8 protein-coding genes are annotated in these 13,059 nt (G+C 37.7%); 4 read left to right on the top strand and 4 right to left on the bottom strand.

Translation table 11 applies throughout. The annotated features are described in order from the left end of the window. Positions 1–56: 56 nt before the first annotated feature. Positions 57–3,101, bottom strand: coding sequence for an FAD-binding and (Fe-S)-binding domain-containing protein (locus BW139_RS15960; RefSeq protein WP_076920311.1), 3,045 nt, complete (start codon positions 3,099–3,101; stop codon positions 57–59). A gap of 144 nt (positions 3,102–3,245) precedes the next feature. On the opposite strand from BW139_RS15960, the gene BW139_RS15955 reads away from it, so the two are divergent. Next, positions 3,246–3,464: a PGPGW domain-containing protein gene (locus tag BW139_RS15955; protein WP_076920310.1), complete on the top strand. Its 219-nt coding sequence runs from the start codon at positions 3,246–3,248 to the stop codon at positions 3,462–3,464. A gap of 47 nt (positions 3,465–3,511) precedes the next feature. Here the strand turns inward: BW139_RS15955 and ppsA are convergent, their stop codons facing one another. Further along, the gene (gene ppsA / locus BW139_RS15950) at positions 3,512–5,887 is read right to left on the bottom strand and encodes a phosphoenolpyruvate synthase (protein WP_008108727.1); all 2,376 of its coding nucleotides are present in this window, start codon (positions 5,885–5,887) and stop codon (positions 3,512–3,514) included. Positions 5,888–6,041: 154 nt separating this feature from the next. Between ppsA and BW139_RS15945 the strand changes: the two genes are divergently transcribed. Further along, positions 6,042–6,851 (top strand): pyruvate, water dikinase regulatory protein, encoded by an 810-nt coding sequence (locus BW139_RS15945; protein ID WP_008108730.1) that lies wholly within the window; start codon positions 6,042–6,044, stop codon positions 6,849–6,851. A 90-nt stretch (positions 6,852–6,941) separates the two neighbouring features. Here the strand turns inward: BW139_RS15945 and BW139_RS15940 are convergent, their stop codons facing one another. Beyond that, entirely contained in the window at positions 6,942–8,291 is a 1,350-nt protein-coding gene (locus BW139_RS15940) for a class II 3-deoxy-7-phosphoheptulonate synthase (protein WP_171039602.1), read from the bottom strand. Positions 8,292–8,896: 605 nt separating this feature from the next. Here BW139_RS15940 and BW139_RS15935 point away from each other — a divergent pair. Continuing rightward, the gene (locus tag BW139_RS15935) at positions 8,897–9,772 is read left to right on the top strand and encodes a DNA replication terminus site-binding protein (protein WP_055012680.1); all 876 of its coding nucleotides are present in this window, start codon (positions 8,897–8,899) and stop codon (positions 9,770–9,772) included. A 61-nt stretch (positions 9,773–9,833) separates the two neighbouring features. Here BW139_RS15935 and BW139_RS15930 read toward each other — a convergent pair whose 3' ends face one another. Then, the gene (locus BW139_RS15930; RefSeq protein ID WP_013463357.1) at positions 9,834–11,048 is read right to left on the bottom strand and encodes a hypothetical protein; all 1,215 of its coding nucleotides are present in this window, start codon (positions 11,046–11,048) and stop codon (positions 9,834–9,836) included. 771 nt (positions 11,049–11,819) lie between these two features. Between BW139_RS15930 and BW139_RS15925 the strand changes: the two genes are divergently transcribed. Further along, complete coding sequence (locus BW139_RS15925; protein ID WP_010388797.1) at positions 11,820–13,058, top strand: AAA family ATPase; 1,239 nt, start codon at positions 11,820–11,822, stop codon at positions 13,056–13,058. Position 13,059: the final 1 nt, after the last annotated feature.

The raw sequence follows: 13,059 nt of genomic DNA, 5'->3' as shown, positions 1-13,059 counted from the left end.
AGGCGTACTTAATAATAAGTTACGCCTTTTTATTTTCAGCTTAATTAATTAAATTATTAACTAAGTACATTTGCCAGTAACTCTATTGGATGCTTGGGTTTAAACTTTTCGAAACGTTTAACTTGGCTACGACATGAGAATCCCGTTGATAAAAGTTGCTCAGGTTTATTTTTATCAACAATAGGTTTCCAACTCATTTCATAAAGTGCTTTGGAGTTTGCTTGGTTTTGTGCTTCATGACCATAAGTGCCGGCCATACCACAACACCCAGTACTTGTGGTGTTTAATGTTAAACCAAGCTGATCAAAAATATTTTTCCACACACTTGCGGCTTTTGGTAATGCAGTCGTTTCGGTACAGTGACTTAATAAGGTAAATTCAGTATTTATTTGTTTAGCTTCTAAAGCACTGAACGATTGTGTTTCTAACCATTCATGCGCAAGTTGCACATTAAAATCGCCACGGTTATTTTCTAAAATTGTATTATATTCATCGCGATAACACATCACTAACGACGCATCTAAACCAACTAGCGGTGCATTAATATCATTAAGCTGATTTAAAAACTCTGCAGCATTTTTTGCCGTTAGCTTAAATTCATGCAAAAAACCTTTCACGTGCTGAGGTTTGCCATTGGGTTTAAAGGGTAACAGCATTGGTTTTTTTCCAAGCTGAGTAATTAGTGTAATAAAACTCTCAACCAATTCTGCTTCGTAAAAGCTGGTGAATGGGTCTTGAACAATGAGTACATAATCATTTTGTTCATCGGTACTTAATTTTTTAAGTAATTCTAAATTAAATTTTTGCGCTTTGTTTACACGTTTGTTGAGTGCAGGAATACTTAGCTGCGGGGTATCAACATAACCGACCGTTTTTTTAATGAGGCCACTAACTAATGATGTTTTTACAATTGGATTAATAACCCTCGCAAATTTTGCCATTAACGGTGCGCTGCTTTCTATATTACCCACTAAGTAATCTTTAAGTGGTCGGGCATAATAACTGTGATAATAATTTAAAAAACGGGCACGGAAAGTTGGCACATCTACTTTAATTGGGCAAGCCGTAGTACACGCTTTACAGGCTAAACATTCATCCATTGAGGCTTTTACTTCATGCGAAAAATCGTAAACGCCTTGTTTTTTCTCTCTGCTATGAACAAAGCGCTCCCACCAAGTAATGACTTCACCTTTGTTAAGTTCTTTTTCTACCTCAAGTAAATTAACATCTTTTGACTCTTGAAGACGTAACCATTCACGCATTAGCCCTGCTCGACCTTTTGGCGAATTACGGCGATCGCCAGTTACTTTATACGACGGACACATTGGCGAGTTTTCATCATAATTAAAACATAAGCCGTTACCATTACAGGTCATTGCATTGTTGAAACTGGTCTTAACATCAATTGAAATTTGCTTGTCGAAGTAAGAACGCTTTTGCCCATCAACGCTAACTAGTGAGTCTTCACTTTCAAGTGGGGTACATATTTTACCTGGGTTTATTTTGTTGTTTGGATCAAACGCTGATTTTATTTTTCTTAATTGTGTAAATAAATGCTCACCAAAAAATTCAGGACCGTATTCACTTCTGTAGCCTTTACCGTGCTCGCCCCACATTAATCCACCGTATTTAGCGGTGAGTTTTACTACTTCATCTGAAATAGTGCGCAGTAATTTTTCTTGTTCAGGGTCACACATATCAAGCGCGGGTCTAACATGTAAAACGCCAGCATCAACATGACCAAACATACCATATTGTAAATTATAGCTATCAAGTAGCGCTCTAAATTCAACAATATAATCGGCTAAATTCTCTGGTGGAACGGCGGTGTCTTCTGCAAACGCGAGAGGTTTTTGGCTGCCTTTTACATTACCGAGTAAACCTACTGATTTTTTACGCATTGCATAAATTTTTAATATATCGCTTTTATCGCTGGTTAACTGATAGCCAATAACACCATTAGTTTGATTAGCTACACACTCATCTAATAATTTACATAATGTGTCTACTTTATCTTTTATGTCTTGTGGTGATACAGCATTAAATTCAACCATGTTGAGTCCTTGCATATCTTTATTTGGTACATCAGTTATTAAGTCCGATACTGAATGCCAAATAATATCTTCACGAGCTAAATTTAATACTTTGCTATCAACGGTTTCAACTGAAGTTGCGCGGGCATCAACTAAAAATGGTGAATGGCGAAGCGCAGAATCAAAACTGTCATATTTTATATTTATGAGGGTTTTAAATTCTGCGATAGGTGTTAGGTTTAATTTTGCTTCAGTAACTATGCCTAAAGAGCCTTCTGATCCGGTTATTAAGCGGCTCATATCAAAAGTTTGTAAGTCTTCACTTAGCACATGCTCTAGGTCATAACCGGTTAAAAATCTATTTAACCGTGGAAATTTGGCTAATATAGCGTCGCGTTCATTAAGTGATATGTCTAATACTGTTTTGTAGAGTTTGCCAATTAAGGATTCCTGATCGGCAATTATTTTTGCTTTTTCAATGTCTATTGGGCTGGTAGACATTGCTGTGCCGTCGACTAAATACGTGGTTAGCCCTAAAACGTGGTCGCTGGTTTTGCCATAAACTAAGGAGCCTTGCCCCGATGCATCAGTACTGATCATGCCGCCAATAGTGGCGCGGTTACTAGTAGATAAATCGGGTGAAAAGAAAAATCCATACGGTTTTAAAAAGTCGTTAAGTTGATCTTTTATCACACCGGTTTGAACTCGTACCCAACCTTCTTCAACATTTATCTCGAGGATTTCACGCATATAACGTGATAAATCAACCACAATACCAGGCGTTAAAGATTGACCATTTGTTCCTGTGCCGCCACCGCGAGGACCAAAAGTTAACGATAAAAAAGGGTCTTGCGATGCTATTTGCAGAGCAACTTGAATGTCTTTTTCGCTTTTAGGAAAAATAACACCTTGCGGAAGCTGCTGGTAAATACTGTTATCGGTTGACGTTGTAAGTCTGGTCGCATAACTTGCGTCTGTATCTCCAGTAAACCCTTGATTTTTTATAGTATTTAAATAATTTGCGACAAGCTCGGTCGCGGCATCTTGTTGTGTAATAGTTGCTATCATGGCGGCGCTTATTAATGCATTTGTGTAATTATATCATGGCGATGGCTAATAGAAATTGAAGATTTTACAGTTTGTAACACTCTTTTTATCGATATATGTGCAGCTGCAATTATAATCAAGTTAAACGCCTACTATGAGGTTTATATGAAAAAACTACTAATGCAGATCAGCGGAACACTGTTTATTTTACTCGGGTTATTGTTTGCTGTGGTGCCAGGGCCATCGTTAATATTTTTTATTGCAGGCTTACTGTGCTTTTCTATGTATTATCCAAAAGCGAGAGGTTATTTAGCGTGGTGTCAAAAAGCGCTTACTCGTTCATGTGCTTATTTAGATAAAAAATTAGCAAAACACACATTTTAAGCCATAAAAAATGCCAGCATCTGCTGGCATTTTTTTAACAAGGTAATTTATTTAGCGAGTTTATCAGCTAAATATAACCATGTTTCTAGTACTGTATCTGGGTTAAGCGAGACAGAATCAATGCCCTGCTCTACTAACCATGCAGCAAAATCTTCATGATCTGAAGGACCTTGACCACAAATACCTACGTACTTACCTTTTTCTTTTGCTGTTTTAATAGCCATAGAAAGAAGTTTTTTGATTGCAGGGTCGCGCTCATCAAATAAGTGCGCAATTAAACCTGAATCGCGGTCAAGACCAAGCGTTAACTGTGTTAAATCGTTAGAACCGATAGAGAAACCATCAAAGTATTCTAAAAATTCTTCAGCCATTAATGCGTTTGACGGAAGCTCACACATCATGATTACTTTAAGACCATTTTCGCCACGTTTAAGGCCATGTTCTTCAAGTAATTCAATAACGCGTTTACCTTCTTCAAGGGTACGTACGAATGGGATCATGATTTCGATATTGGTCATATCCATGCTGTTTCTTACGCGTTTTATTGCTTCACACTCAAGTGCAAAACAATCACGGAAGTCTTCCGAGATATAACGTGCAGCGCCACGGAAACCAATCATTGGGTTTTCTTCTTCTGGCTCGTATTGCTGGCCGCCCACTAAGTTAGCATATTCGTTTGATTTAAAATCAGACATACGAACAATTACACGCTCTGGTGCAAACGCACAACCTAAGGTAGAAATACCTTCAACTAGTTTACCGATGTAGAATTCAACAGGTGATTCGTAACCGGCAATCATGTCTGTGATTTCTGCTTTTAATGCATCTGTTTGTGCATCAAAATTTAATAACGCTTTAGGGTGAACGCCAATCATACGGTTGATGATAAACTCAACGCGCGCAAGGCCAACACCTGAATGTGGTAAACGTGCAAAATCGAATGCGCGATCTGGGTTACCTACGTTCATCATTACTTTCATTGGAAGTTCAGGCATTTCGTCAACACGTGAAGTAAGTACTTCAAAGTCTAAAATACCTTCGTAGATGAAACCTGTATCGCCTTCGGCACATGATACAGTAACTTCTTGACCTGCTTTAATTAAGTCTGTTGCATTACCACAACCAACAACGGCTGGAATACCTAACTCACGTGCAATGATTGCAGCATGACATGTACGACCACCACGATTTGTAACAATCGCAGCCGCGCGTTTCATAATAGGTTCCCAATCAGGGTCTGTCATGTCGGTAACTAAAATGTCACCTACTTGTACTTGGTCCATCTCTTTGATTGAATCAAGCACGCGTACAACACCACTACCAATTTTATGACCAATTGCACGGCCTTCAACAACAACATTGCTGCTGCCATTTAGTTGGAAGCGTTCCATTACGTTTGTGTCTTCGTTTGAACGAACAGTTTCTGGACGCGCTTGAACTATATATAGTTTGCCATCGTTACCATCTTTTGCCCATTCGATGTCCATTGGACGACCGTAATGCTTTTCAATGATTACAGCTTGTTTGGCAAGATCTTGCACTTCTTCATCTGTAATCGAAAATTTGTTTGAAAGTGCTGAGTCTACGTCAACAATTTCTACTTGTTTGCCATGAGCTTTGTCTTGAGAGTAAATCATTTGAATGGCTTTAGAGCCAATGTTACGACGTACTACAGCTGGCTTGTTTTTAAGTAGCGTTGGTTTATGAACATAAAATTCATCTGGGTTAACCGCACCCTGTACAACCATTTCACCCAAACCATAGCTTGATGTGATAAACACTACATCTTCAAAGCCCGATTCAGTATCAATACTGAACATTACACCTGATGCTGATTTATCAGAGCGTACCATGCGTTGAATACCCGCTGATAGCGCTACACCACGGTGATCGTAGCCTTGGTGAACACGATAAGAAATAGCGCGGTCGTTAAATAACGAAGCGAATACGTGTTTAATAGCAGTCATTACAGAATCAATACCAACAACGTTTAAGAACGTTTCTTGTTGGCCTGCAAACGAGGCGTCTGGCATATCTTCAGCAGTAGCTGATGAACGAACAGCGAATGAAACATCTGCAGAAGCGTCACCATGAAGTTGGCTGTATGCATCGCGGATTGCTTTATCTAGACTAGGTTGGAATGGGGTATCGATAATCCACTGACGGATATCGGCGCCGACTTTGGCGAGTGTGTTTACATCATCAACATCAAGAGTATCTAAAATGTCGTGAATTTTTGCGTTGAGTCCTGATTGTTCTAAAAACTCGTTAAAAGCGTCTGAGGTAGTAGCAAAACCACCTGGGACTTGCACACCTGCGTTAGCTAAGTTTGAAATCATTTCACCAAGTGAGGCATTTTTACCACCAACTCGAGGAACATCTTGCATACCAAGCTCTTGATACCAGAGAACGTATTCTTGCACGGATCTTTCTCCAAAAAACAAATTGTAGTACTAACTGTGAGAGTTAAGAAAGAAAACCTTTTATAAAGGTCGCCCCCATTCTACACTGGCAAACGTCCTCACGTAAACCGTGATACACTTATTTTAAAATTAAATGTAATAAAAAAGAGGCTTTATGAGAACTGCGTTTTATATTTCAGATGGCACAGCAATCACATCTGAAGTGTTTGGTCATGCGACCTTGTCTTTATTTCCTGTCGAATTTAATCATAAAACAATTCCTTTTGTAGAAACCGAAGAAAAAGCGCATGAAATCAAAGCGCTTATTAACGCCACATCGTCTAAGCAAGGTGAGAAGCCTCTAGTGTTTTTTACTTTTGTGAATCATAAATTATCGGAAATTATTCGCTCTGCAGATGCTGTCTCGTATGACTTTTTAACAACCTATAGTGAAAAAATTGAAAGTGAATTAAACGTTGCCCCAGTACCTAAAGTACATAGAACCCATTCAATACACGAAAAAAGTTATGACTTTAGAATTGATGCAGTTAACTATGCTTTAATGAATGACGACGGCGGTAATATTAAAAACTTTGCTGAGGCTGATATTATTTTAGTTGGCGTTAGTCGAAGTGGTAAAACACCCACCAGTCTTTATTTAGCGTTGCAGTATGGCATTAAAGCAGCCAATTACCCGATAACCGAAGACGACTTAGAAAGCGAAGGTTTACCAAAATGCTTAGTGCCTTATAAGCATAAACTGTTTGGCTTAACTATTGATCCAGAGCGTTTGGCTGCAATAAGAGACAGACGCATGGCAAATTCAAAATACGCATCAATCAGGCAGTGTCGTATTGAAGTGCGCGAAGTTGAAATGCTGTATAAAAAACATAAAATTGCACATTTAAATTCAACTCACCATTCAGTTGAAGAGATTTCAGCAAAAATCATTTCTGATACAGGCCTTGAGCGTCGTAAGTACTAACAAACTAATGTTTGATTTAAGCGCGTAATCACAGTTAATACACAAAAAAGCCGCTAAATAAAAGCGGCTTTTGGTATTTATGAGCGGGTATTATTTACGCGCATCTTTTAGTAAATCAGCTACTAAAAATCCAAGCTCTAATACTTGATCAGCATTTAAGCGTGGGTCACATTGTGTTTTGTAGCGCTGAGCAAGGTCATCGTCAGATAAACCGTATGCACCGCCAGTACACTCTGTTACATGTTGGCCGGTCATTTCTAAATGAACACCGCCTGCGTAAGAACCCTCTGCTTTATGAACAGCAAAGAATTGGCTAATTTCGCGCATGATATTATCAAAGCTACGCGTTTTGTAACCTGAGCTGGCTTTTTCAGTATTGCCATGCATTGGATCTGAGCTCCAAATTACTTTGCGACCTTCTTGCTGTACTTTACGCACTAGCGCCGGGAGCTTCTCTGGTAATACATCCGCACCCATTCGCGTGATAAGTGTTAATCTGCCTGGGATATTATCCGGGTTAAGCGCATCGATTAAACGGATAAGCTCGTCTGGGTCCATACCTGGTCCAACTTTAACGCCAATTGGGTTTTTAATACCTTTAAAAAATTCAATATGAGCATGGTCTAGCTGGCGAGTACGTTCACCAATCCAAACAAAGTGTGCTGAACAATCGTACCAGTCACCTGATAAATGGTCTCTACGTGTTAATGCTTCTTCGTAGCCTAGTAATAACGCTTCGTGTGACGTGTATAAATCAGTTTCTTTTAAGCTTGGCGCTATAGTTGAATTAATACCACACACTTCCATAAATTCTAACGCGTCTTGAATTTTGTCTGCAAGTTGTTGGTATTTTGCTTTTTGTGGATTAGCAGCAACAAAGCCCATGTTCCAACGGTTAACTTGATGTAAGTCGGCAAGTCCACCTTGTGCAAAAGCGCGTAGCAAATTTAGCGTTGCCGCACTGTGATGATAAGCGGTCATTAAACGTTGGGGGTCTGGAATACGTGCTTCTTCAGTAAACTCAAAGTTATTTACTATATCACCACGGTAAGATGGCAACGAAACGCCGTCTATTGTTTCTAAGTCTGCTGAACGTGGCTTAGCGTATTGACCTGCCATACGTGCAATTTTAACAACCGGGCACTTTCCACCATAGGTTAATACTACAGCCATTTGTAAGATGGTTTTAAATGTATCGCGAATATTTGCTGCGTTAAAGTCACTGAATGATTCAGCGCAGTCACCACCTTGAAGTAAAAATGCACGGCCTTCACACACATCTTCAAGTTGTTTGAACAAACTTCTGGTTTCTTCTGCAAATACTAGAGGCGGTGCACTTTTAAGCTGGCCTTCTACTGATTTTAATACGTCTTGATCTGGGTACTGTGGCTGCTGCAGTATTGGCAGTTCTCTCCAGCTATTTGGGTTCCACGATTGCATGTTCATTCCTCATTCCTATTACCTGATGTATTGAAATTAACGTATGCAGCGTCCTTTGTTCAAGGACTAAATACACTATTTACCAATTATTTAGTTATTAGGTAAATATAAATAGGACTGCAAGCCCAGATTTGGCTGTTTTATTGATAATAAATTTTTAAATAAAAAAACGTAAAGCATTAAAAAACAATAAGATATATAGTAAGAGTGGTATTTATTTAGCTTTGCTTGTAGCCACTTAGCTAAGCTGTTTAAGATAATGTTAAACGGAGGAACACATCATACTTAAATCACCTATACGTATTCTTAACTTTACAGTTAAAATTAAATATATCTGCCGTCAGTTATGTAGTTTCGAATATATATGCTAGCTGAGTAGTTCTGCTGGTTTATACCCACTCCTTTATACTGCGTTTATATATAACTATTAGTAAGTTAGAAAATATTATTATCTAAATGTTCATACCAACAGGAAAGAACACATCATACTTGATTTAAATATAAGTTTAATCTTAACAATAGAGTAATATTTAAATATAGAACTACCAAAGGGAAAGGTTATTTGCGAAAATGGTGTAATAGTAAGATGTGTTCTTGGTGGTGTTATGGTTACAAAAGTTCAAATTAGAAGCCAGTTTGATTTACTCAATGAGTTAACGCTTAGGTTAATTGAAGAGCTTAAAGAATGTGGATTTGCTAAGGCCGAATATTATCAACTACCTGAAATAAGCAGTGTGGATGAAAATATAATTCCCGAGTCGATTGCAGTATCTAAAATTACAGGAGAGCTAGCACATAAGGCTATTTTAAATTCTTTTTCTGATATGTATAAAAAGCCTGGGCTGAGTAGTCGCGTATTAAAACGCCACCCTGGTTTATTAATAATACAAGATGCTAACAAACAAGCCATCATTGATCGCATTGCTCAAGTTAATAATGCAAAAGCGGCATTTAAAAATTGTATTTTAGCGATAGACAATAATGATGCTCGATTTGAAGCCGTGCATAATGCTATGCCAAATTTAATTACGCTTGCCGCTTATCGTAAAATTCATAGCGAAAGCGAATCCCCTTTTTCAGTTCGTTTTACTTGGATGCATAAACACGCCACTAAAACACTCACAAAGAAGATGGCTCTTGAAATGCTTGAAAAATCCGCTGGGTATAAAAACCCAAGAATGATTGATCAGCAAAAGTGGCAATCATTGGTTGCTCAAGAACAAGTTCGGGTTGCCAGCTTAGGTGAAAAAGAAAAATTACGAATTAGGCGCCCTACCCGAGTTAGCCCACAAGTTAATGTTAGATACACGGCTCAAAATCGTTACCATGTTAGTGCAGCCTTACCTTTTATTCTTATAAACCCACAACCCGATGTGAAGTATGGCCAACTGCCGAGTTACGAAAAACCGTTATCACATCCACGAAAACGTGAGTATGACTTTCTGGTAGACCGTTTATATTTAGAACAAGTAACAAAGTAATTATGTTAAAAAGGCCACATTATGTGGCCTTTAATATAACTACTGGTAAAAATTAATATAATTATTTTTCTACAATTTCTTCCAGCTTATCTTCATCAATTAATACTGCATTTTCAACAATGCGTTTACCACCTTGTATCTCTATCCGCTTGTTGTGTTTATTTAATGCCAGAATTTCATCACAAAACTGATCAGATGGATGCATTTCATAGGTGTAATCTACAATATTACCCGTTTTATCATCTTTTACATTGGTAATGCTGTACTCAGATATTGCCCCTTTTTCAATTAAGTCTTTCATCGTGGTGGTCATATCACGACGCAGTGCTTTTAATTTATTTTCGGTAATATCATCGGTTGAATAAATAGAGCCGTATTTTTCCATAATAGACAACAATCTAAAATGATACGTTTTTCCTGGGGCAGCATAACGCCATAAGTGATACAAACGTAACATCATCCAACGCGATAATCCGCGCTTTAATTCTTGAGCACTATTAAAATAATAGCCCTTATATTCAAGGTTATCGATCATGTTATGAACAAACGCATTTAAACACGCCACACATTTAACATTTCCGCCTTGGCCTTTTTTACCGCTAAAGTGTAAAGACGATAAAAAGTTCATGTTTGACTCGTAAAACGAATCATCAATATCAGAGTTTTTAGTGTCGGTTGCAGAATATTTAAATGAAAGTTTTGAACCTTGCAATGCTTCAAGCGATTCTTTAATTTGCGGATAAGGCATAGACTGACCAACCGCTTTAAGTTCTTGTGCTAATTCGTTCATAGAAAACACAACGGCATATTGAATACCGGACTTAAAATTAATTTTTACTATTTTACCTTTTGAAGCAAGGCGAATTAGTGCACGCTCAACTTTTTCTTCTCTGTCTGATGGCCAAACTAGGTATTCAACGTCTTCACCATCTTTACGAGTACTTACCACAGCCGGTGTTATTTTAATTTCACCATCGTATAAAATACCGTCTACTTTCTCAGATATCTTACGCGTAATAATGGTTTTTTTAGGGGCTTCTTCAAGTGGCAGCTTTTTATGTCCTGAGCGAACAAAGCGTCCCCACAGATCATAATGGTTAAATGTGTTAGAGTAAGCGCGTAACCCATGGGCTGCATTTTCTATCGAAATTCGCACATCTTTATTATCTGTAAATAGTGCTAGGCTTTCGTTATCAATTGCACTTTCCACCCCGTGAATTTGGCCCCTAAGTGTATCGGGCAAGTTATCTACCGAGATGTTGACCTTTCGGCTCATGGTTTTTATTTCCGTTTTTATTGTGACAGCTAATAACAACACATAAAGCCACAAAAGTTAAATGTTTAAGTTAGTATAAAAGTGATCTGACTTCAAATAAAATGCTCAGATCAGTATTTTACTAAGCAAAAGTCAAAACAGAAGGTTTCAGATCACATTTATACTAACGAGGCTTTAATAAACCGAATTTTTACTAACTGAATAATAAATTTGTCCATTGCAAAGTGTTTTTTTTGATATTTAGCACGACAAATTAAACAAAAAATTTGTTGCCTGTGGATAAGCTTAGTTCGAGTTAGCATAGATCTGATCTGTACTTACTACAGATCAGATCTATACTAATTAAACCGCTTATTATCTCTGTTGGTGGGTGCATAACTTTATAATTTACTTAGTAAAAACATGATCTATAGCGATGCTTTTGTGAGTAACTCAGTGCTTAACCTGTGCGTAACTAAGCTGCTAAATATTTGCTTAGTATAAAGGTGATCTGCCAGTAGATAAGGATCTGATCTTAACCACGTACAATGCTGATCCACTTTTTTAAGTATTATTCATGTAAATCATGTAGTTAAATGATAATTTTAAGCCCTTAGCCTTTAATACCTTATATATTTAACCATACTTAAACTTCTTTATTTATACTAAGCAATATTAAAGGCGTAAAATTATTTTAGATGTCATGTATTTAAAACACATGTCGTCTTAAATAGTTGTTTACAGCTAATTGAATGGACATTATACTAAACGCCTAACTTTGAGGAATAAAGTATGTCTATCAACAATAATGCGCTAGATACCTACCGACTTTTGAAAGCAACCGCAGAAGTTGCTGAAAAATCACTAGAAGGACGTATTCAACATTACCGCGCCCATCTTAAATCTGAAGAAAAAGAATTAAGAACCTACACCCAAAAAGCCGCTGCTGATTTACTTGGTTGTAATAATCGTACCTTAAAAAGACGCCATGACAATGGTGACTTTGACGATTTAAACATAAAACGCGGTGCAAACGGTCATTACGCTTATACGTTGGTTAATATTTTTGCCATGGCCGATATCATGGACATTAAGCCCGATCACCGTGCACCAACCGACAAACTCCAAGTTATTGTTATAAATTCACTAAAAGGTGGTTGTGGTAAAACAACCAGCATGGTTAATATTGCTGCAGCACTTGCCACTACTAACATCAAGCGTTACCGAATTGGTATTATCGATTTAGATCCGCAGGGGTCATCATCTAGCTTTTTCCCATCTTCTGAGCCCGATCCAATTACTGTTGGTGATTTAATGCGTGACTGCATTGATCTTGAAGAAGGTGAAACCTGGCCTGAATTTGTTTCAAACTCTTTTTTACCAACTCATATTCCTAATATTCGTGTTTTACCCTCAGGTATGGATGATTTTTATTTTGAACACGAAACTGCAACTTTGCTTAAAGACACCTCAAACTATGAGCAAACTCGCCATTACCATAAGCTGTTAGAACGTGTTATTGAGCCAGTAAAAGATGAATTTGATATTTTACTAATTGATACAGCGCCTACTCTTAACTTTATGTTTTATAATGCATTAATGGCTTCTACAGCGATGCTTATACCGGTTCATCCTGAAGCGGTAGACTTTGATGCTAATAATAAATATTTAAAACGTTTAGGTGAGATTTATCATACCGTTGCAGCTCTTGGTCACGATGGTTGGGACTTTATGCAATTTTTGGTTACCAATTATGTAAAAGGCAATCACTCACAACGTGACATTGTTAAAGACGTAAGAAGTGCCTTTGGTCGCCAAGTTATGAGTTACCCTATTAATCACAGTTCAGCAATTACCGCGAGTTCATCCTCGTTTAATACCATTTTTGATCAAAAAGCGTCTGATAGTTTAGCGAGTAGAGAATCGTTAATGCGCGCTCAAGAAAATATCAAAGATGTTGTCGATGAACTCGAAATGCTAATTCGTTCAAATTGGCAATCTACACAATCAAAATTAAATACGCCTAAGTAAG

The sequence above is a fragment of the Pseudoalteromonas sp. SK18 genome (assembly GCF_001974855.1).
Classification (GTDB): Bacteria; Pseudomonadota; Gammaproteobacteria; order Enterobacterales; family Alteromonadaceae; genus Pseudoalteromonas.
The sequence above is the reverse complement of the archived record's forward strand: the minus strand, read 5'-3'. Positions and strand labels throughout refer to the sequence as shown.